The sequence below is a fragment of the Candidatus Binatia bacterium genome (genome assembly GCA_029243485.1).
In the GTDB taxonomy this organism is placed as follows: domain Bacteria; phylum Desulfobacterota; class Binatia; order UBA12015; family UBA12015; genus VGTG01.
Map to the genome: position 1 here is coordinate 1 of JAQWRY010000047.1, position 21748 is coordinate 21748.

The following is a 21748-nucleotide window of genomic DNA, read 5'->3' on the forward strand; positions in this document are numbered from 1 at the left end:
AGCTCGTCGATCGCGTATCGGTCGGACCGCCCAGCGACCCGCGGAGGAGGAGAACCATGTCCGAAAAGGATGACGAGAAGTTCGACGAGTTCCTGAAGATTCGCAAGCCGGGGGCCCACCTCGAGGAAGAGGTCGTGGAGGACGAGTTCGTCAGTCAGCTCGGGGTCGATCTGAACAACTACCCCAAGTTTCCTCGCGTCGACGACGACGTCACGTACCCGAAGACGAACCTGGACATCCGCGACGACGTCGACACCGACTCGGGGGCCGAACTTCCGGACTACGCCGGGCCGTACAAGGCGGACCTTCGCTTCACCGACTTCTCGAAGGAGGCACTGGCGTCGAGGTTCCTACCGTGGAGCGAGGCGTACATGGTGCTCTGCGTCGACGGCTGGGCGGACGAGGTCGCGAAGCGATACGGGGCCGAGACGATGGCCGAGATCGAGTGGGAGGCATGGACCTCGCAGGTGTTCCCTGAGATCGAGCGGATGACGAAGGAGTTCCTGCCGCCCGGAACGGTCTACAACGATCCCAACCTGGGCGTCCCGGAAGGGGCGCGGCCGACGACGCGCGTCCGGTATACGGGATTGTTCACGCCCGATCCGAGTACGAACGATTGCTCCAAGCCCGAGTTGGTCCGATGGTTCCTCGGAAGCCACGAGTACTTGCTGCAGTGCATCGAGGCGTGGGCCACCCAGATCACCGTTCGCTACGGCCTCGACGAGATGTTCGCGATTCAGTGGGCGCTCTGGGGCGAGTCCGTCCTGCCGGGCGTGAAGAAGCTGAAGGAGAGTTACCTGGGCATCACGGGCAACACCGTCGCCGACTGGATGAAGGATCTGCAACTCGATGCGACCGCTCTGCCGGGGAAGGCGTTCGATCTCACCTTCGACATGCCCGAACCCGACGTGGGCACCATGCAGTTCAACCGCTGCGTGGCCGTCGACCAATGGGAGTCCATGGGGCGACCCGACATCTTGGAGAAGAACTGCCACTCGACGTGCCCGAAGTCGATGATCGTGACGACCAAGATGTACAACCCGAACATGAAGGTCGACATCCTCGCCATCCCGCCTCGCAAGGATCCCGGCGACGTCTGCTGCAAGTGGCAATTCAGCATGCGAACGCCGGACGATCCGGAATACGTACCGACCGATCCGGCCAAGAAGCAGACGAAGTAGGACGCGGAGTCCGCGCCGTCACTTCCTTTCGAGGGGAACCGGCATCACCGGGGACATGGCAGGATCGAGATCTGGGTCGAGTTCGAGGCCGAAGCTGTTGAACGCCATCGCGAGGCACGTGTAGCTGCCGACGACGAATACGAGTTCCATGAGTTGCGCCGGCTTCAGCTCTTCGGCCAGGCGAGCCCAGGTGCTGTCGTCGATGCAGTGGTGGTCCATCAGCTGATCGGTCGCGGCCATGAGGTCCGTTTCGAAGGACGTCCACGACGGGGCGGGCTCACCGCGGGAAATCGCCTCGATCTCTTCGTCGGTGATTCCGAGGGGCTTTCCGACGCGGACGTGCTGCAACCACTCGTAGTTGGCGCGGGCGCGCCAGGCGACGCGGAGGATCATGAGCTCGCGGTGTCGCGGGTCGAGGGTGGGCGCGCCCAGGAGCACGCTGTTGTAGCGGAGCCAAGGCCCGGTGAGGGCCGGATTGTGCATCAGCGTGGCGAGCACGTTCGGAATTCGGGGGGCGTCTGGGTTTTCGGACAGAAAGACGTCGGCGGCACCCGGCATGCCGTCGCGAAGCGCGGCGCGCGCGTCGTCGTTCCACTCTTCCACGGGAAGGGGTTCCAATCTCGGCTTCATCGTTCCTCCGTGCCTCGGTCGGGCCGGCCCGCCGCAGCGGCGCGGGCTCGCAGGATCTCTTTTTCGATCTTCCCGGTCGCGTTCGTCGGAAGATCGTCGACGATCTCGACCGCGCGGGGGACTTTGTAGTTCGCCATCTCGTCGCGCGCCCACGCGATGAGAGTCTCCGGCTTCAGATCGGAATCGGGCGTGGTGACGACGAAGGCCATGCCGACCTCTCCGAGTCGTTCGTCCGGCATGCCCACGACGGCCGCGCGCGCGACGGCGGGGTGGCCGAGCAACAGGTTCTCGATCTCGGCGGGATATGCGTTGAAGCCGCCCACGATGAACATGTCTTTGATCCGCCCGACGATGCGCAGGTTCCCCTCTTCGTCGAGGACGCCGAGATCGCCGGTGTGGAGCCAGCCCTCGGGGTCGACCGCACGCTTCGTTTCCTCGGGGTCGTCGAGGTAGCCGCGCGTCACGCTGTAGCCCCGAACGAGCACCTCACCGGCCTCGCCCATTGGTTGGGGTTCGCCCGCGTCGTTCGCGATGGTCACTTCGAGGCCGGGGCGGGCGCGTCCGACGGTCGTGGCGACGGTCGCGGGATCGTCGTCGGTCGACGTGCCGCTCACGGTGCCTGCTTCGCTCAAGCCGTAGCCCGTGATGATCGTGCGGAACGGCAACTCTTCCCGTATCCGGCGGATGAGCTCGACGGGAATGTCGGCGGCACCGGTGACGGCGACCCGAAGCGAGCGTAGGTCGAAGCGGTCGCGTTCGCTGTGGTCGAGGAACGACTGATACAACGTCGGAGGCCCGGGGAGGACCGTCACGGACTCGGTGGCGACGGTCTCGAGAACGTCGTCCACGTCGAACACCGCCTTCGGCAGGATCGTCGCGCCGGCCATGAGTGAGGCGAGGCAGCCGGCTTTGTAGCCGAACATGTGGAAGAAGGGATTCACGATCAGGTAGCGGTCGCCGGTCACCAGGCCGGCCATGTCGCACCAGTCGGAGAACTGCCGAAGCGTCTGCGCGTGCGTCATGAGTACGCCCTTGGGCGCGCCAGTGGTGCCGGACGTGAACAGAACGTCGCAGATGTCGTTGGCCGTCGTTTTGCCAATGCGGGCATCGACGCCGTCATCGCTCAGCGCATCCCCGAGGTGCCGGAACGAGTCGAACGAGTGGTCGGCGTCCGAGGCGTCGTCGAAGCCGACCACCATGCGGAGATTCGGGAGCAGAGGGCGGAGCTCGGAAACCGTCGCGGCGTAGTTCGTTCCGAGGAACTCGCCGGCCGTGAACACGACGCGAGCCCCACTGCGCTCGAGGACGTGCCGGACTTCGCTGCCCTTGAAGCGTGTGTTCACCGGCACGACGGCGGCGCCGGAACCGAGGATGCCTAGAGCGGCGACCAGCCACTCGTATCGGTTGGGTGCCCAGATCGCGACGCGATCGCCGCGCTCGATTCCGGAGGTGGCGAGTGCGGCCGTCACTCGCCGGAAATCGCCGGCCAACTCGATGAAGCTCACGCGGCGCGGGCCGTCGACCACGGCTTCGGCGTCGCCGAAACGGGTCGCCGCGTCGATGGCCATCTCGGGGATGGTCGACCACAGCAGGTCGCCTCTCATTTTTTCAAAGCCTCGTCGTTTTCGCTGGTGCCGTGCGGAGAATGGCGTTACATCACAAGAGAATGCCTTTATCAAATTCGAGCATCCTCGATTCTCGCGAGGTCGAGGGCATCGCGGAGTACCGAAGCCAACTCCACGCTTGGCTCGACGCTCATGCCGACGAGCTCGAACCGCGGTATGCGCCGCCGGCGACGCTCGACGACCAGATCGCTCAGATGCAGCGCGTAAAGTCGATCCTGTTCGAGGCGGGCTGGATGCGATTCGGCTGGCCGGAGCGGGTGGGCGGGTGGGGCGGCGCGCCGGTGCTCCGAACCGAGCTGGGCGCGGCCATCTCGGAGCGGGACCTGGTGAATCCGGGGCTCTTCTCCCTGGTCGAGGTGCTCGCGCCGACCCTCATCGACTTCGCGTCCCCCGAGCTCGCGGCCGAGGTCGTGCCGCGGCTGCTCGCGGGCACGGAGATGTGGTGTCAGGGCTTCTCGGAGCCGAACAGTGGGAGTGATCTCGCGTCGCTCGGCTGCCGGGCGACACCGGACGGCGACGCGGAGACGGCTTCGCGCTGGGTGATCAACGGCCAAAAGGTCTGGACGAGTCTCGCGCAGTACTCGGAACGATGCGTTCTGCTCACGCGGACCGGCCCGGGTGACTCGCGCCACCGGGGCATCACCGCGTTCTTCGTCGATATGAATACGCCGGGCATTACCGTGAGGCCGCTCGAGATGATCAACGGCATGCACGAGTTCGCAGAGGTCTTCTTCGACGACGTCGCGGTTCCCGCGGGCCGGATGCTCGGACCTCTGAATGGCGGTTGGGGCGTCGCGATGAGCATCCTGCCCTACGAGCGCTCCTCGTGCTTCTGGCAGCGGATCGCGTACCTGTATGCGCGGCTTCAGAAGCTGCTCGACGTCGCTCCCGACGACGATCGTACCGCCGAGGTGGTCGGCGAGGTTTTCGTGCAGCTCCACGCGCTTCGCGCTCGCTCGCGCGCTACCCAGCGCCGCCTCGCGGCCGGAGAGACGCTGGGCGCCGAGACGTCGATCGAGAAGGTGCTCTTGTCGACGGTCGAGCAGGCGTTGTACGACGCTGCCCGCCGGCTCCTTCCCGGTGTGCTCGAGATGGACGACGGCGCGGCGGCCGAGGAGTGGCGGACCGAATACCTGTACTCGCGCGCGGCCACGATCTACGGGGGGACCGCCGAAGTGCAGCGGGGGATCATTGCGCGTCGCCTTCTCGACCTCGGGAGTGATCAGTGATTGCTGCCGCGGAGCGAGCGATGCTCGAAGACAGCGTGCGCACCGCCCTGACCCGCGCGCGCGAACGCGCGAAAGGGAGCGGCGTGATCGACGCGGCCCTCGCGGAGCTCGGCTGGCTCGAGCTGCTCCGCGCAGAGCCGAGCGACGCTGTCGACATCGTCTTCCGCGCGCTCGGTACCGCCGATGCGACGGCGACCGCGCTCGACGACGTGGTCGTCTCGGCGCTCGGTGAGACGCCTCGCTCCGACCTGGCCGTGCTGCTCCCGGGGTTTGGTGCTTCCGACCCGCCGGGTCGCCGCACGGGGGAACGGGTTCAGGCGGCCGGCGTCGCCACCGCACGCGCGGACGGGGCGCAGGAGATGCTGGTGGTTTGTCGGACGGACGGGGCGCCGTGTCTCGCCACCGTCCCGATTGCGGCCACGCAGGTGCGCGCGGTCCGCGGCATCGATCCCGACGGAGAGCTCCGGACCGTCTCGCTCGAGGCGGACGTAGGCACGGCGATCCCGCTCGACCCCGCCGCATGGGAGTCCGCCCTGGCGCTCGGCCGACGGGCGGTGGCGCAGCAGACGGCCGGCGCCTGCCGGGAGATGCTCGAGTTCGCGCGCAGTCACGCCTTGGAGCGAGTGCAATTCGGCAATCCCATCGCTCGGTTCCAGGCGGTGCGTACCCGGCTCGCCGACGCGCTGGTCGCGGTCGAAGCACTCGACGCGAGCCTTGCCGTGGCATCGGAAGAGCCGGGGGCCGAAACAGCGGCGCTCGCCAAGGCCGTGGCGGGGCGGACGGCGCGTACCGTGGCGAAGCACGCTCAGCAGGTCCTCGCCGGGATCGGCTTCACGACGGAGCACGCGTTCCACCGGTACCTCAAGCGCACCATGGCGCTCGAAGGTCTTTTCGGTTCCGCGGACGGCATCGTCCTCGCGTTTGGTCGCCATCTGCTTGCAACCCGAAGCGTTCCGAGGCTCATCGAGTTGTAATGGCCCGGCGATGGACACTCGGTCGATGAACCAGGCCCGCGATTATCAACCGCTCGCTGTGCTCGAGGTCATCGAGGAGACCGCCGACACGAGGTCGTTCGTCCTCGAGATTCCAAGCGCGCTCCAGGAAGCGTTCGCATACGTCGCCGGGCAGTTCTGTACGTTTCGAGCCACGATCGACGGCGAGGAGGTCGTGCGCTGCTACTCGATGTCCAGCTCGCCGGACACCGACGAGCGCTTCATGGCTACGGTGAAGCGCGTTCCGGACGGGAAGATGTCGAACTGGATGATCGACTCGCTTGCCGCCGGCGACACGCTCGACGTGATGCGTCCGGCGGGGTTGTTCGTACTGCGGGAGACGGAGGCTCCGATCGTCGCGTTCGCGGGGGGGAGTGGAATCACGCCGATCCTCTCGATCGTGAAGAGCGCTCTCGCCACGTCGAAGCGCGAGATCGCACTCGTGTATGCCAACCGCGACGCAGACAGCATCATCTTTCGAGACGAACTCGAGCGCCTCCGCGCATCGTCCCAGGGGCGGCTCTCGGTGCATCATCACCTCGACGCGGAGCGCGGGTTCCTCGATGCTGCGGCCTGCGCCTCGCTCATCGGAGAGCGGACGGGCCGTGATTTCTACGTCTGCGGTCCGGGTCCCTACATGGAGGTCGTCGAAGCAGGCCTCGACGATCTGGGGATCGCGCGAACCGAGCTCTTCATCGAGCGCTTCGTCGTGCCCGACGAGACACACGACCTCGACGAGGGCTCGGCCACCGAATCGGTCACGATCAAGATCGAAGGCGGCGAGCGCACGGTCTCGTACCGATCTGGGGACACGATCCTCGAGGCCGCCCGCCGCGGAGGACTTGGCCCCCCCTCGTCGTGCCTGTCCGGGAACTGCGCGACCTGCATGGCCCACCTCGAGAAGGGAACTGCGACGATGCGGATGAACAACGCCCTCTCTGCGGACGAGGTGGACGACGGCTGGGTGCTGACGTGCCAGGCGGTCCCGTCGAGCCGCGAGGTGGTCGTCGACTACGACGCTTGAGGGAGTGATCGGTGGCCAAGCGCGAGAAGCCGGCACACGGGAAATGGACGGAGCTCTACCCCGAGCTCGGCACGGGCTTCGTGTCGTTCGAGGATTCGGTCTCGCCAGAGTTCTACGGGCTCGAGCGCGAGGCGATCTTCAAGCGAGCGTGGCTCAACGTGGGGCGCGTCGAGCAGTTGCCGAAGCGCGGCAGCTACTTCACGAAAGAGATCTCGATCGCCAAGTCCTCCGTCGTGGTCGTGCGCGGGGCGGGGGGTGAGGTGCGCGCGTTTCACAACGTTTGCCGACATCGCGGCAACAAGCTGGTTTGGCAGGGCACGCCACGCGAGGAGACGTGTGGCGTCGCTCGCCAGTTCGTCTGCAATTACCACGGCTGGCGCTACGGCCTCGACGGCACGTGCAACTACGTCCACCAAGAAGATCAGTTCTTCGACCTCGATAGGACCGAGCTGGGACTCGTCGCCGTGCCTTGCGAGACCTGGGCCGGTTTCATCTTCGTGAACTTGGACCGCTCGCCGCGGCAGACCCTGAAGGAGTTTTTGGGGCCGATGGTGGGTGCCCTCGAGAGCTACCCGTTCGACCGAATGACCGAGCGCTATTCGTTCCGAGCGGAGAACGACAGCAACTGAAAGATCTTCATGGATGCGTTCCAGGAGTACTACCACGTGCCTCCGTTGCACACGCAGCAACTCGGGCCCGGTCGGTTGCAGAATCCCGAGGCCGAGTTCGAGGCGGCGTACTACCAGATCGACGGCCCGCATCGCGTGGTGAGTACGAGCGGCGCCCACAAACACGAGATGCCGGCGAAGTATCTGTATCCGACCGAGGTTCTGAGCCGCAGTGGGAACACCGGTCCGTGGGACGCACCCGACCTCGGCTCGGACCTGCCCGGCGTGAACCCGGGAGGGGTCGACGGCTGGGGTATCGACAACTTCCAGATCTTCCCGAACTTGGAGATCCTCGTCTACGAGCGGGGTTGGTATCTCACCTACCGCTTCTGGCCGACGTCGCATGACACGCACGTGTTCGAGGCAGACCTGTGCTTCGTTCCCGCTCGCAGTGCGCGCGCGCGCGTCGCGCAGGAGTATGCGGCCGTGCTGCTCAAGGAGTACGCGCTCCAGGACGCTGGAACCCTCGACGGAACGCAGATGGGACTCGAGTCGGGTGCGTGCAGCGAGTTCCCGCTCAGTGACCAGGAGATCCTGGTTCGGCACTTCCACAAGACGGTCGGCAGCTGGGTCGAAGCGTACCAGCGCGAGCGGGCGGAGCGATGAAGCCACTGGCCGAAACGCTCCTTCCGCCGCAGTTCGCTGCACTCGAGCCTTATGCCGGCACCTGGTGCCTGGCAACGGAGCCCGAGCGCTGGCGACAGCGGCAGCGCAGTTCCATGGAGGAGATGCAGAAGTTCTACGATGCGTTCCTTCCTCGGGTCGAGCAGGCGATCGCCCATTGCGACGCGTTTCCGCTCGAGGAGATGCCCGCCGATGCAGACCGACTGCTTCGGCTGGTGTACTCGCTACTGCTGGTGTCGTTCGCGGTCGAGGTCTGGCGGCAACCCGACGTCCTTCATTGTGGGCCGGCGCGAATCGACCGAGTCGTGGACCCCGCTGACTGAACTGGATCGAATGTACGGAACAAACATGGATGGAAGGAGCGAGCGATGTCTCTGAACGGGAAGGTGGCCGTCGTGACCGGCGGCGGAAGCGGCATTGGCAGGGCGTGCAGCCTGCAACTGGCGAGGGATGGTGCCGGTGTAGCCGTGTGGGATCTGAACCCCGACGGTGCCGGCGAGACGGTCGCGGCGATCGAGAAGGCGGGGGGGCGTGCACTCGCCTGCGTCGGTGACGCGGCCGATGCGACGCAGATCGCCGAGTCGGTGGCACGCACGCGCTCCGAACTTGGTCCGGTGACGATCCTCGTGAACAACGCCGGGATCACCGCGTTTTGCGGCTTCCGGAACATTGACGAGGAGGCGTGGGACCGCATGATGCGGATCAACTTGAAGGGGCCGTTCTTGTGCACGCAGGCGGTCATCGGCGACATGCTCGACGCCGGCTGGGGGCGCGTCATCAACATCTCCTCCTCCTCCGCCCAGACCGGCGCGCCGGCCATGGGCCACTACGCCGCCTCGAAGGGTGGTGTGATCGGCTTCACGAAGGCCCTCGCGATGGAGTACGCCGCGACCGGCATCACGGTGAACAACATCCCGCCCGGCTTCGTCGACACGCCGATGTTGCGTAGTTCGCCGGTCGACGTCGACGCCGCGGCTGCGGTCGCACCGATGAAGCGCGCAGGGCAGCCCGAGGACATCGCCACCGCGTGCGCCTACCTCGCGTCGGAAGCCGCCGGCTACGTGACGGGCCAGACCTTGAGCGTGAACGGTGGGCGCTATCTCGTCTGATCGCAGAGGGCGGAAATCTGATTCTCTCGAGGGGAGAATTGGCTTGCGATCCCGACCCGAATGGTCCATATTGCTCGCGATGAACGGCCATCGGATCCGACACCGCAGTAGGTGGTGGAGATGAAGCGCTCGGAAGGCGATCCCCAACCTGCTTGGCGTCAGCGCGCCGTCGTTCGCGGCCTGAGCGCTGCTCGTTCGCGCGCCGAGCAGCGTGTCCAGAAGTACATGGACGCGGCGTTCGAGCTGATGGACGAGAAGGGCACGAGCGACTTTACGATCCAGGAGGTCATCGACCGCTCGAAACAATCGCTGCGCGGATTCTATCAGTACTTCGATGGGAAGGACGAGCTGCTGCTCGCGCTCTTCGAAGAGAGCATGCGCGAGGCGGTGACGGACATCGAAAAGGCACTCAAGCCGAAGGACGAGCCGGTCGAGCGGCTACGCGCCTTCACGATCCGTCTTCATGAGTGGTGTGATCCCGTCGAGTCCCCGAGGAAGCGGGGGAAGCACAATCGCGTTCCCACCTCGGAGTTCGCGCTGCAATTCGCGGGCAAGGACCCGGAGAGAGTTCGAGAGGCGATGGCGCCGATCTTCCGGATGCTGGTTGAGCTCATCGAGGCTGCAGTCGCCGCGAAGGCCATCAAGGTGGCAGATGCGCGGCGCGCGGCCACGCTCGTCCAGCAAACGGTGATGTGCGGTTGGCTCTCGAATCGCCTCGTTCGAAGTCCAGGAGACCGGATCACGGCCGACGAGGCCTGGCAGTTTTGTCTGCGCGGCCTCTCTGGCTGACGCCTGCGACAGTCGGGGAGTGGGAGAGCGAATGGCGAACGAGACGCACCAGCAGGATGCGGACCTGGTCGAGCTGCATGCGTTGTGCGCCCGGTACATGGCGTACACGAGCCAGTTCGTTCAGGATCGCTGGCTCGACGTGTTCACGGAAGACGTGGAGTACAACGCCTTCGGCACGCCGTACACACTCGAGCGCTTCCCGGAATTGCTCGCCGCGGCGCCGCGCGGTCAGTTCATCGGCAACATGCCCGTCGTCGAGTTCGATGGCGATCGAGCGACGGGCATGCAGCACTTCGTCTTCATCGACCAGCGCACCCACGACATGCGCCTCGGTTGGTACAAGGATGAGTACGTTCGAACGACGGATGGATGGCGCATTCGGCGGCGCGCCACGACGTTCATGCGCAAGAGCGGCAGTTTCGATTCGGGGAGGCAGCACGATCCGCTCTCAGACGAAGCGGGTTGACGACTTCGACACGACCTAGGGGGAGCTCATGTTTCGACACACCATCTTGTTGGCCGTACTCGGCGCAGGGCTGGTATTTGCGGACCTCGCACCCGCACAGGATCTACCTCCCGGAGGAGAGGAGTTGCCGGACAAGGGCCGTAGTCTCTCGAAGATCGAGGAGATCGTCGTTCAAGCGCGAAAGCGTACGGAATTCATCGAAGATACGCCGATCTCGGTCACGGCGATCAGCGAGTACACGATGGACGAGATCGGGGCGTTCCGCATCGACGATGTGACGCAGTTGGTCCCGAACCTCACGATGATCACCGGGCGTAACGACGCGGAGGCCGCCATCTTCATCCGTGGCGTCGGTACGAGCTCGACGGAGATCGCGTTCGACCCCGGCGTCGGCGTCTACGTCGACGGGGTGTTCCTACCTCGCGCCTTCGGCACGATTGTCAACATCGTCGACATCCAGCAGATCGAAGTTCTGCGTGGCCCGCAGGGGACGCTGTTCGGCAAGAACACGATCGGCGGCGCCATCAACATCACGACCATCAAGCCGCAGATGAACGAGTTCGAAGGCACGGCCGCGGTGTGGGCGGGTAATCTCAGTACGGCGAACACGCGGGCGACCCTGAACATTCCCATCATCGAGGACCAGTTGGCTATGCGAGTCGCGTTCGGATCCACGTACGACACGGGCTACGCCACGAACACGTATCTCAATCGCGATGCCTCCAACTCGGGTTCGCTGACGTTCCTGGGTTCGCTGCGCTATCAGCCGATCGAGAACCTGACGGTCGACGTCAGTGGGTCGTGGGCCAAGAACCACAGCAACGGTCTCGCTGGAGAGTGTCTTGTCATCCGGCCGTCTCCCCTTGCTGGCGAGAACCTGCAGAAGGCGTGTGGAGAGACCACGCCGCGCGAGATGACCGCGGATTTCCCGGGTCTCGCGGACGTCGAGAGCTACGGTGCGTGGGGCAATATTCAGTACGATGTCGGGCCGGTGGGTGTGCTGGACGACCTCCTCGTAAAATCGATCACGTCCTGGCGGGAGCAGATCCCACGCATTGGGGACGACCTGGATCAGACCCTCGTTCCGCGCGTGTCCTTCGCGCACATGGGAGGCAGCCCCCAGAACGGCGAGCCGAATTTTCAGCGCCAGATTCAACAGGAGTTTCAGGTCAACGGATCGGCTTGGGACGAGCGCATCAACGTCGTGACCGGCGCGTTCCTGTTCTGGGAGTGGGCCGACGACCACACGTCGACGACTTCGGAGCTGCCGTCGCCCTTCCCGAGCAACATCTCCGGCAACGATACGTCGACCGACAACTTTACCTGGGCGCTCTTCGGACAGGCTTCCGTCGACGTGACGGACTGGCTGAGTCTCACGGGTGGCATTCGCTACACGCAGGACGAAAAGAACGTTCACAAGGTCGGCTTCGACTTCCTCGACGATTCCGGCCACCAGATCGAGTACACGGTGGACGACAAGAACGGCACGACGTTCGATGCGTGGACGCCGATGGGGAGCATCGCGGCCACGCTGCCCGACGACTGGATCGACGATACGCCCATCGATCACCTGATGGGCTACTTCACGTACAGCCGCGGCTTCAAGGGCGGTGGGTTCAACGCGACGCTCTCCGGGGCGAGCGAGGAGTTCCAGCCGGAGTTTCTCGATTCGTTCGAGATCGGACTCAAGACCATCATGTTCGATCAGCGTTTGGTCCTGAATGTGTCGCCGTTCTACGGCAAGTACGACGACCTCCAGGTGACGACGTTCGTGGCCGACCCGGTCGATCCGCTGATCGTCAATCGGGTGACGCTGAACGCGGCGAAGGCGACCACGAAGGGGATCGAGGCCGAGCTCACTGCGATCCCGATCGACGGGCTTCTGCTGCGGGCAACGGGAGGCGTTCTCGATGCGACCTACGACGAGTTCACCGGCGTGAATTCGGCGGATAGCCAGCCGATCAACCGCGAGGGTGAGCACTTCAACAACGTGCCGGAGTACCAGGCCTACCTTTCTGCGCAGTACGCGATTCCGCTGACGTCGCCCGGGCCCGCGTGGCTCGAAGGGGCCGTCACGCCGCGGGTGTCTTGGGCCTATCGCAGCAGTGTGAGTTACGCCGGTCCGGAGCTTCCGGAGGCCACGCAGGGTGGGTTCGGCCTCCTCGACGCGCGGCTCTCGTACGAGTTCCTCGATGGCCGCGCGCTGGTCGCGCTATGGGGCAAGAACCTCACGGACGAGGAGTACTTCATCAATACGAACGCCCTCGTGCCGATCTTCGGATTCTTGACGCGATTCTATGGGGCACCCCGAACGTACGGCGGGGAGCTCCGATACAGGTTCTGACATGAGCCGGTCTGCAAGAGCGAGCCGCCTTCTGGTTGCGCCCCGTTCTTGCAGGCCGCTCTGCTCGGTTGCGTCACCGGCCCGGGAGGACGGCCGCACGACGGCGGCCGCGCACGTTTGTCAGCCCGCGCTAGGAAGCGCCGTTCCCCTTCACGGGCAGGCTCGAGAAGGTGACGTTCGACCTGCTCCTAGGGGAACCTCGTTTGGAGGGGCTCGCCAAAACGTGCTAGCCCTCTTGGTGAAAGTGTCATTATCGTTTCAAAAGAAGTGCATTCTCGCAGGGTTCTGAAGGGGGTTCTCGATGCGAGTCGGGGTCATGATGGGTCCGGAGCGGGGCCGCTACGCGAGGAAGGTCGAGCGTCTCCGGGCCGACGCCCAGTGGGCCGAGGAGGCGGGTCTCTCCTCGGCGTGGATTCCGCAGATCCCCGACGACTTCGACGCGCTGACCGCTGTGGCCGTGGCGGGTGCCGCGACGTCCCGCATCGAGATCGGTACGGCGGTCGTGCCCGTGCAACCCCGTCATCCGGTGGCGCTGGCGCATCAGGCTCTTTCGGTCCAGGCCATCTGTGAGGGCCGTCTCGCGTTGGGCCTCGGTGTTTCTCACCACTGGATCATCGAAGACATGCTCGGACTCACGTACGACCGGCCGGTTGCGCGCCTTCGTGCGTACCTCGACGTGCTGGACCAGGCGCTTGCGGGCCCGACCACGGTGAAGGTCGAGAACGACTTCTTCAAGATCGACCAACCCCTCGACGTCACCGACGTCGGACCGACGCCGGTACTGATCGCGGCACTCGCTCCCAGGATGCTGCGGCTCGCCGGCGAGCGCGCGGACGGAACGATTCTTTGGATGGCCGACGAACGGGCGATCGGAGATCACGTGGCGCCTTCGATCGGCAAAGCGGCCGAGGCGGCAGGCCGGCCCGCGCCGCGCATCGTGGCGGGCATCCCGATGTGCGTGTGCGCCGACAGCGAGGTCGATGCCGCGGTCGAGCGCACGAATCGTATCCTCTCCGAGGCCGAGGTGTCGCCGAACTACCAAAAGCTGCTCGAACGCGGAGACGCCCGTCAGGTGGGCGACATTCTCGCGGCCGGGAGTGAGGCGAGCATCGAGAAACGGCTCGGCTCGTTCGCCGACGCCGGCGTGACCGACATCTCCATTCGGGTCGTGCCGATCGGGAGTGGCCGGGAAGAACTCATCGCCTCCGTCGGGCGTACGCGCCAGTATCTCGCGTCTCTCGGCGGAGCGTTCTGAAGAAGGATCAGGCATGTCTGAGCCCAAGATCACCGTGCTTCACGCCGCTGGCGTCCTCGACGTCGACAGTGGCGCCGTCCTCGAGTCGGGCTACGTCCGCGTGGAAGGAAACCGCATCACGGCGGTAACGGCTGATGCGAGCGTGGCCGGCAACGCGAACGAGGTGATCGAGCTACCCGACCTGACTCTTCTTCCGGGGCTGATGGACATGGAGGTCGATCTGGTCTTGGGCGGCCCGGGCGCCGGGCTTTCGGATCCGGTGCGCGTCGATCCGATCAAGATGGCCCTGCGTGCGGTCGCCAACGGCCGCCGGACGCTACGGGCGGGCTTTACCACGGTCCGGAACCTCGGGTTGTTCGTGAAGAGTGGGGGGTATCTGATCGACGTCGCACTCTCGGAGGCCATCGATGCCGGTTGGGTCGACGGGCCTCGCATCGTGCCGGCAGGCCACGCGATCGTGCCGACCGGCGGGCACCTCGATCCGAGCGCGCAGTCGGGTGTGGCGCCGCACATCATGCCGCTCTCGGTCGAGGAGGGCATCGCCGACGGCATCGATCAGGTGCGGCGCGCGGTTCGTTACCAGATCAAGCACGGCGCAAAGCTCATCAAGTGCTGCGCGTCGGGCGGGGTGATGACGGCGACGGGCCCGCCGGGAGCGCAGCAGTATTCGGCCGAAGAGCTTGCGGCCATCGCCGACGAGGCACATCGCCGCGGTCTCAAGGTGGCGACCCACTGCCACGGCGACACTGCCGTCGGCGCGGCTCTCGATGCCGGCATCGACTGCATCGAGCACGGCTTCATGATCGGCGACGAGACGATTCAGCGGATGGTCGACACGGGTACGTTTCTCGTGAGCACCAATGCTCTGACCGAGAACTGGGACGTCACCCAGCATCCTCCCGCGCTCCAGGCGAAGGCGGCCGAGGTCTTTCCGCGAGCGAAGGAGTCGCTCTCGAAGGCAATCGCGGCCGGCGTCAAGATCGCGTGCGGGAGCGACGCGCCAGCGATCTGGCACGGGCGGAACGCGGAGGAGGTCGTGGTGCTGGTGAAGCGCGGCATGACTCCGATCCAGGCGATCCGCGCGGCGACCACGGTCGCCGCGGAACTCATCGACGCTCCGGAGCTGGGGCGTATCGCCGAGGGCAAGCTTGCCGACATCATCGGCGTGCCTGGCGATCCTCTCACCGACATCACGGTCACGCAGGCCGTCAAGTTCGTGATGAAGGACGGCAAGGTCTACGCGTGAGCCTGTTGCACGCATCGAGGACGAACGACGGACATGCATCTGCGCCGCGCGTCCAGAACGGAGGAACGAAATGGGCATGAAAATGGAAGACATGATCCTCGTTAGTGTTGATGATCACGTCTGCGAGCCACCGGACATGTTCGAGAATCACGTGCCCGAGGAATGGAAGGACCGGGCGCCGCGGATGCAGCGCAAGGCGGACGGGGCCGACGTCTGGGTCTTCGACGGGGATCAGATCCCCAACGTCGGACTGAACGCGGTCGCCGGACGCCCACCCGAGGAATACGGCATGGAGCCGACGGCACTCGCCCAACTTCGGAAGGGCTGCTTCGACATCGATGCGCGCATCGGCGACATGAACGCGAACGGGGTGCTGGGCTCGCTCTGCTTCCCGTCGGTCCCGGGCTTTTGCGGGGAGCTGTTTGCGAGGCGAGTGAGGGACAAGAACGAACACGAGCTCGCGCGGGTGATGCTGCAAGCGTACAACGACTGGCACATCGACGAGTGGTGCGCCAAATATCCCGGACGGTTCATTCCCCTTGCGCTCCCGACAATGTGGGATCCGGAGCTGATGGCCGACGAAGTGCGTCGCGTCGCGAAAAAGGGATGTCACGCGATGACGTTCCCGGACGTGCCCACGGGCCATGGGTACCCCTCGATCCACAGCGAGCACTGGGATCCGTTCTGGAAGGCGTGTCAGGACGAAGGGACCGTCGTGTGCATTCACATCGGCTCGGGCACAGGCATGAGCCTGCAGGACACGATTGCCCCGATCGAAGTCATGATCTCGAGCACCCCGATCACGCTCTACAATTGTGCGGTCGAGCTCGTGTACAGCCGAGCGTTCCGGAACTTTCCGGGCCTACAGGTTGCACTGTCCGAAGGGGGTACCGGCTGGATCGCGTACTGCCTCGAGCGCATGGACTACGTGCACGAGCATCACAATCCGTGGACGCACCACACCTTCGCCGGAGGCAAGAAGCCGAGCGATGTCTTCCGCGAGCACGTCATCACGTGCTTCATCGACGACGCGGCGGGCATTGCGACGCGCGACCGGATCGGCATCGACACGATGACGTGGGAGTGCGACTACCCGCATTCCGACACCACATGGCCCCAGTCGCCCGAGAAACTGTGGAAGTTAGTCGAGGGGCTGCCTGACCAGGACATCGACAAGATCACCCATGGGAACGCGATGCGCCATTTTCAATACGACCCGTTCCGACACATTCCGCGTGAGCAGTGCACGGTAGGTGCGCTCCGAGCCCGGGCGAAGGACGTTGATCTGACGCCGATCGGAGGGAAGGGTGGCAAGGCGCCTTCCGACTACGAGCACGGCTACGCGACGGTCGGCGACATCATCAACCAGATGGCAGGTGCGTTCGCGACGCCATTCGCCGACGACTGATTTAGATTCAAGGAGACAGAAATGAGAGTTGAAGGAGCACGAGCGATCGTGGTGGGTGGCGCTTCGGGCATGGCCCGGGCCACGGCCGAGGACCTGAAGGCGGGTGGCGCGCGCGTAGCGATCTTCGATTTGCCGACGTCGAAGGGAGAAGAGGTCGCCGGGGAGATCGGCGGAGACACTGTGTTCCTTCCGGTTGACATCACCGACGAGAACGCGACCGAGGCGGCGATCGATCAGGTGGTCGAGAAGTTCGGGGGGCTCGAGATCGGCGTGAACGTGGCGGGTGGCGGCATCGCCAAGCGCACATTGACGAAGAGTGGGCCGCACCCGCTCGACGACTTCCGCAAGGTGATCGATTTGAACCTGATCGGGACGTTCAACCTGGTGCGGCTGCAGGCGGATCGCATGAGCCGCAACGAGCCGAACGAGGACGGCGAGCGCGGCGTCATCATCAATACGGCGTCGATCGCGGCGTTCGAAGGTCAGATCGGTCAGGTTGCGTACACGGCCGCGAAGGCGGGCGTCGCCGGCATGTCGCTCACCGTGGCGCGCGATCTCGGTGGCCTCGGTATCCGCTGCATGGCGATCGCCCCGAGTCTCTTTCTGACCGGCCTCACGGCGATGGTCCCGGAGGAAATGGCAGCGGGGCTCACCGCAGGCGCGGCCTTCCCCAAGCGAATGGGGAAGCCGGACGAATACGCCCGTCTCGCCCGCGCGATCATCGAGACGCCCATGCTGAATGGCTCGACGATTCGCCTGGACGCCGGGCAGAGGTTCCAGCCGCGGTAACTCCGGTCGGTGTAGCCGTTTCGATGTTCTGGCGGACGCTGTCCGGCGACGCGGCTCGACACTCAGGTGGCAGTAGGGGCGGGTGTGCGAAAGCGACGGAAGAACGTACGGATGTCGTTGAGCAGGAGCTCCGGCTGCTCCAACGCCGGGAAGTGGCCGCCCCGTGGCATGTCGGTCCAGTGGACGACGTTGAACGCGGTTTCGCACCAGGGGCGCGGCGCCGCCAGGATCTCCTTGGGGAAGCACGCGTGTCCGACCGGTGTCTCGAGACGCGGCTGCGGTGCGAGAGCACCGGAGCGCATCGCCTCGTAGTAGAACCGGGCCGACGACGCGCCCGTATTGGTGATCCAGTAGATCATGACGTTCGTGAGCAGGTCGTCGCGGGAGACGACGTTCTCGATGCTGCCGTCGCAGTCGGTCCAGCTGCGGAACTTCTCGGCGATCCAGCCGAGTTGGGCTACGGGCGAATCCGCGAGTCCGAGTCCGAGTGTCTCCGGCTTCGTGGACTGGATGTTCGCGTACCCCGACTCCCCGCCGCTGTAGGCTTGGAAGCGCTCCCACTTCTCGCGTTCCGAAGCGGGCAGCTCGCTGAGCTTCGCGACGGCTTCTTTCGAGGGCGGCATGGCGAACAGCAGGTTGAGATGAATCGCGAAGCAGTGATCCGGATCCTCGCGCGCGAGCCAGTGGCTCACGAACCAACCCCAGTCACCGCCCTGTGCGCCGTAGTGGTCGTAGCCGAGTCGGGCCATCAGCTCGGCCCAGGCGCGGCCGGTGCGCTTCGGTTCCCAGCCCTTTGCGTCGTTGGGCTGAGAGAAGGCGTAGCCGGGCAGAGAGGGGACGACGACGTGAAACGCGTCCCGCGGGTCCCCGCCGTGCGCGGCGGGGTCGGTCAGGGGGCCGATCAGATTCAGAAACTCCACGACTGACCCCGGCCATCCGTGCGTGAGGATCAAGGGCGTCGCGTCCGGGACGACGGACGGCACGTGGTAGAAGTGGATGTTCTGCCCGTCGATCTCCGTGCGGTACTGAGGCCACGAGTTGAGGCGCGCTTCGTGCGTGCGCCAGTCGTACGCGTCGAGCCAATGCTGCGCCAAGTCGCGGAGGTACGTCTGCTCGATGCCGTACGCCCAGGTGGGATCTTCGAGCGCCGCGGGCCAGCGTGTGTTGCGGAGGCGCGCGCGTAGGTCGTCGAGCACGGCGTCGTCGACGCGGACCTCGAAGGGGTCGATCGGTTTCGTCATTGGGCTGCCGCTCCTTCGATGTCGGCGCGAACGCTGCGCGCAGCGATCAGAGAATGCACCATGCCCCAGATGTTCAACAGCGACACGAACAACAGGGAGTAGCGAATCGCCTCGTCGCCGAAGCGCGGAGCGAGCGCGTCGTTGAGGATGCCGACCACCGTGGGCCCGAGGCCCAGGCCGATCAGGTTCAACGCAAAGAGGAGTACGGCGGACGCCGTCGCGCGCATGCGGAGGGGGGCGAGGGCTTGCACGAGCGCGTACGTGGGCGCTGCGAAACTCGCGCCGAAGAAGACCGAGGCGGCGTAGAAGGGCATGCCGAACGCGAAGCTGGGTGCGAGGAGCGTCACCGCGATGAACGGGACGCTCACCGCGCTGCCGATTGCCGGGATCCAGACGAGCCAGCGGACGTCCCGCCGCAGAAGTCGGTCGCAGAGAGTTCCGGCGAGGTAGGTTCCGGCCGCGCCCACGAACCCGAGAACCATGCCGAGGGTGAGACCGATCTCCGCGTACCCGACACCGAAGACGCGGATGAGGAACGTCGGCATCCATGCGATGGTCCCGTAGTTGGGCATGGCGTAGAGGCCGGCCGCGATCGCGATGTGGATGTAGGTTCGGAGGCCACCGAGCAAGCGAAGGCTCTCGCCGAGACTCGGGGCCTCCTCGGCTGCGTCGCGTCCCTCCGAGAGGCCGCGCGGCGGCTCGGTGATGAAGGCGGCAACCAGCAAGGCCACCAACAACCCCGGCAACCCGACGACGAGAAAGGCCACCCGCCAGCCAAACGTCTGCTGGAGCCATCCGCCGAGCACGAGTCCGACGAGGATCCCGCCGTTCGCCCCCGTGTTGTAGATGGCGATCGCGCGGGTCCGTTGCTCGGGTGGAAAGTAATCGGAGATGAGAGAGTGCGCAGCCGGCGTGGCCGAGGCTTCGCCGACGCCGACCGCGATGCGGGCGAGCGCGAGCTGGCTGAAGCTCTGCACGAATCCGGACGCCGCGGTGGCGAGACTCCAGAACGCGACGCCGATGGACATCACGACGCGTCGCGATCTGCGGTCCGCGAGTCGTGCGATCGGGATTCCGGCGACCGTATAGAACACCGCGAATGCGAACCCGGTGAGAAAGCCCATCGCCGTGTCGCTCACTCCGAGTTCCTGCTTGATCGGCTCGAGGAGGATGGAGAGGATGTTCCGGTCGACGAAGTTGAAGACGTAGACGATCCACAGGATCAGGAGCACGCGGCGCCCCGCGGAGGAGGTCGTGGGCGCGGCTGCGGCTTCGTTGCGGTTCAAGGACACGGGCTCACCGCGACCGTTGCGGAAAACGGCGCACGAGGAAAGCGAACGGGCCGGGTCGTCGAGATGCCCGCCGCACACGTGGTAGCGTCGGCCCATGGCGATTCGACGACTCACGCACATGGGAATCTGCGTTTCGGACCTCGAGCGCTCGCTGCTCTTCTATCGCGACGTGCTCGGGTGCCAGGAGGTCGGGCGCCTCGATCTGAAGGGCGAGCCCACCGCCACGTTGAACGGGATGTCCGACGTGGACGTGCGCACGATCTACCTGGAGCGAGATGGATGGCGCCTCGAGCTGATCGAGTTCATCGTGCCGGAGCCGGTCGGCTCCAGGGAGGCGAGGCCGATGAACCAGCTTGGCCTCACCCACGTGGCGTTCCGCGTGGACGACCTCGATGACGCGTGCGCCAAGATCGAAGCCGCCGGCGGGAGCCTGCTCGCCGGGACCCGCCTCGATCTCCCGGGGCCCACGCGCGTAATCATGGCTCTCGACCCCGACGGCGTGCGGCTCGAGCTTCTGGAGAAGTCGGGTGATCCTGATTCTCTTCCCGGTGGTGGTGGCGTCACTCGAACATGATCACGTTGCGGGCGGCGGAACCCTCGCGCATCTCGTCGAAGCAGACGTTGATCTCCTCGAGGGGACGGCGCGCTGAAATGATCTCGTCGAGCAGGAGCTGCCCGTTCAGGTAGAGATCCACGAATCGCGGCATGGCGATGCGGAATCCAACGGAGCCCATCGTGGAGCCGATGAGCTGTTTTTCGTTCATGACGACGTCGAAGCCGGGGAGGGCGAGAGGCTCGCGCTCGGTGATGACACCGACGAGGACCGCTGTTCCTCCCCGCTTGGCCATGTCGTACGCCTGGCGGGCGGTAGCGTTCGTACCGACCGCTTCGAAGCTGTAATCCACGCCCCCGCCCGTGAGTTCTTTCACCTGCTTCGCGGCCTTGCCTTCCGAGGCGTTTACGCCATCGGTCGCGCCAATCTTCTTGGCGAGATCGAGCTTCCACTCCTGTGTGTCGATCGCGATGATCCGCGTGGCGCCGGCGATACGGCACCCTTGGATGATGCTGAGACCGACGCCGCCGCAACCCACGACGGCGCACGTGGAGCCTGCTTCGATACGTGCTCGGTAGAGTGCCGCCCCGAGTCCGGTCGTCACGCCGCAGCCGATGAGGGCCGCGCAGTCGAGAGGCATCTCTTCGCGGATCTTCACGAGCGAGTTCTCCGGCACGAGCATCTGCTCGGCGAAGGACGAGAGCTGCGCCATCTGCGCCACCGGCGTCCCGTCGAGAGAGAGTCGCGACGGTTCTCCATCCTGTCGATCGAACATGAGGCCGCCGCAGAGGTGCGTTCGGCCACTCGTGCAAAAGTCGCAGATCCCGCAGAAGATCGAGAGGCACGCGATGACCCGATCACCGGGCTTTACGTACGTGACGTCATCACCCACCTGCTCGACGATGCCCGCGGGTTCGTGCCCGGGGACGATGGGCCCGCGTCGACGCCGGATGAGGTGCAAGTCACTGTGACACACGCCCGACGCCACGGTGCGGAGCAAGACCTCGCGGGGGCCCGGCTTGTCGATCTGGATGTTCGTGATGTCGAGGGGCTGATCCGGTTCGTTGAGTACTGCGGCTTTCACCGTGTCTCCTCCATCTTCCTAGGCGAAGCCGTAGAGCCGCGCGCAGTTGCTGGCCGTGATTTTCCTGCGGTCCGCCTCCGGTAGAGCGCCCAGGGCCTCCTCGATGGCCCGCAGAGAGTTCGGGAACGTGCTGTCCGTATGCGGGTAGTCTGACGCCCACATACACGAGTCGGCACCGCCGCCATGTCGAGGTGATCGT

Annotated in this window: 19 protein-coding genes and 1 pseudogene; 15 read left to right on the forward strand and 5 right to left on the reverse strand. The window is 65.4% G+C overall.

Annotation, left to right across the window (positions count from 1 at the left end; genetic code table 11):
* Positions 1-56: 56 nt before the first annotated feature.
* Positions 57-1181 carry a hypothetical protein gene (locus tag P8R42_12960; GenBank protein MDG2305526.1) on the forward strand — a complete coding sequence of 375 codons (1125 nt, stop codon included), beginning with the start codon at positions 57-59 and terminating at the stop codon, positions 1179-1181.
* 18 nt (positions 1182-1199) lie between these two features.
* Here the strand turns inward: P8R42_12960 and P8R42_12965 are convergent, their stop codons facing one another.
* Both P8R42_12965 and P8R42_12970 read right to left on the reverse strand, forming a co-directional pair.
* Positions 1200-1811: a carboxymuconolactone decarboxylase family protein gene (locus P8R42_12965; protein ID MDG2305527.1), complete on the reverse strand. Its 612-nt coding sequence runs from the start codon at positions 1809-1811 to the stop codon at positions 1200-1202.
* A complete protein-coding gene (locus tag P8R42_12970; GenBank protein MDG2305528.1) occupies positions 1808-3415 on the reverse strand; it encodes a FadD3 family acyl-CoA ligase in 1608 nt (535 codons plus the stop codon). Before P8R42_12970 ends, P8R42_12965 begins: the two co-directional genes overlap by 4 nt.
* Positions 3416-3477: 62 nt before the next feature.
* On the opposite strand from P8R42_12970, the gene P8R42_12975 reads away from it, so the two are divergent.
* The 13 genes and pseudogenes from P8R42_12975 to P8R42_13035 all read left to right on the forward strand — a co-directional run bounded on the left by P8R42_12975 (position 3478) and on the right by P8R42_13035 (position 17379).
* Entirely contained in the window at positions 3478-4665 is a 1188-nt protein-coding gene (locus P8R42_12975; protein ID MDG2305529.1) for an acyl-CoA dehydrogenase family protein, read from the forward strand.
* A 20-nt stretch (positions 4666-4685) separates the two neighbouring features.
* Entirely contained in the window at positions 4686-5639 is a 954-nt protein-coding gene (locus P8R42_12980; protein MDG2305530.1) for an acyl-CoA dehydrogenase family protein, read from the forward strand.
* 25 nt (positions 5640-5664) lie between these two features.
* Positions 5665-6681, forward strand: a complete 1017-nt coding sequence (locus P8R42_12985; GenBank protein MDG2305531.1) for a ferredoxin--NADP reductase — start codon at positions 5665-5667, stop codon at positions 6679-6681.
* 11 nt (positions 6682-6692) lie between these two features.
* A pseudogene (locus P8R42_12990) lies at positions 6693-7955 on the forward strand (aromatic ring-hydroxylating dioxygenase subunit alpha).
* A complete protein-coding gene (locus tag P8R42_12995; GenBank protein MDG2305532.1) occupies positions 7952-8296 on the forward strand; it encodes a hypothetical protein in 345 nt (114 codons plus the stop codon). Before P8R42_12990 ends, P8R42_12995 begins: the two are co-directional and overlap by 4 nt.
* Before the next feature lie 45 nt (positions 8297-8341).
* On the forward strand, positions 8342-9082 hold the full coding sequence (locus P8R42_13000; GenBank protein ID MDG2305533.1) for a 3-oxoacyl-ACP reductase FabG: 741 nt from the start codon (positions 8342-8344) through the stop codon (positions 9080-9082).
* A gap of 120 nt (positions 9083-9202) precedes the next feature.
* Entirely contained in the window at positions 9203-9871 is a 669-nt protein-coding gene (locus P8R42_13005) for a TetR/AcrR family transcriptional regulator (protein MDG2305534.1), read from the forward strand.
* A 31-nt stretch (positions 9872-9902) separates the two neighbouring features.
* A complete protein-coding gene (locus P8R42_13010; GenBank protein MDG2305535.1) occupies positions 9903-10337 on the forward strand; it encodes a nuclear transport factor 2 family protein in 435 nt (144 codons plus the stop codon).
* A 28-nt stretch (positions 10338-10365) separates the two neighbouring features.
* The gene (locus P8R42_13015) at positions 10366-12681 is read left to right on the forward strand and encodes a TonB-dependent receptor (protein MDG2305536.1); all 2316 of its coding nucleotides are present in this window, start codon (positions 10366-10368) and stop codon (positions 12679-12681) included.
* A 301-nt stretch (positions 12682-12982) separates the two neighbouring features.
* Positions 12983-13936, forward strand: coding sequence for a TIGR03564 family F420-dependent LLM class oxidoreductase (locus P8R42_13020; GenBank protein MDG2305537.1), 954 nt, complete (start codon positions 12983-12985; stop codon positions 13934-13936).
* Between the two features lie 28 nt (positions 13937-13964).
* On the forward strand, positions 13965-15182 hold the full coding sequence (locus tag P8R42_13025) for an amidohydrolase family protein (protein ID MDG2305538.1): 1218 nt from the start codon (positions 13965-13967) through the stop codon (positions 15180-15182).
* Between the two features lie 70 nt (positions 15183-15252).
* On the forward strand, positions 15253-16590 hold the full coding sequence (locus P8R42_13030) for an amidohydrolase family protein (GenBank protein MDG2305539.1): 1338 nt from the start codon (positions 15253-15255) through the stop codon (positions 16588-16590).
* Between the two features lie 21 nt (positions 16591-16611).
* Positions 16612-17379, forward strand: coding sequence for an SDR family NAD(P)-dependent oxidoreductase (locus P8R42_13035; GenBank protein ID MDG2305540.1), 768 nt, complete (start codon positions 16612-16614; stop codon positions 17377-17379).
* 62 nt (positions 17380-17441) lie between these two features.
* Here the strand turns inward: P8R42_13035 and P8R42_13040 are convergent, their stop codons facing one another.
* Together P8R42_13040 and P8R42_13045 are read right to left on the reverse strand one after the other, a co-directional pair.
* On the reverse strand, positions 17442-18620 hold the full coding sequence (locus P8R42_13040; protein MDG2305541.1) for an epoxide hydrolase: 1179 nt from the start codon (positions 18618-18620) through the stop codon (positions 17442-17444).
* Positions 18617-20026: an MFS transporter gene (locus P8R42_13045; GenBank protein ID MDG2305542.1), complete on the reverse strand. Its 1410-nt coding sequence runs from the start codon at positions 20024-20026 to the stop codon at positions 18617-18619. The genes P8R42_13040 and P8R42_13045 overlap by 4 nt, the downstream gene beginning before the upstream one ends.
* Here P8R42_13045 and P8R42_13050 point away from each other — a divergent pair.
* A complete protein-coding gene (locus P8R42_13050) occupies positions 20007-20486 on the forward strand; it encodes a VOC family protein (protein MDG2305543.1) in 480 nt (159 codons plus the stop codon). The two genes, P8R42_13045 and P8R42_13050, sit on opposite strands and share 20 nt — an antisense overlap.
* Here P8R42_13050 and P8R42_13055 read toward each other — a convergent pair.
* Complete coding sequence (locus tag P8R42_13055; GenBank protein MDG2305544.1) at positions 20473-21549, reverse strand: Zn-dependent alcohol dehydrogenase; 1077 nt, start codon at positions 21547-21549, stop codon at positions 20473-20475. The two genes, P8R42_13050 and P8R42_13055, sit on opposite strands and share 14 nt — an antisense overlap.
* Positions 21550-21748: the final 199 nt, after the last annotated feature.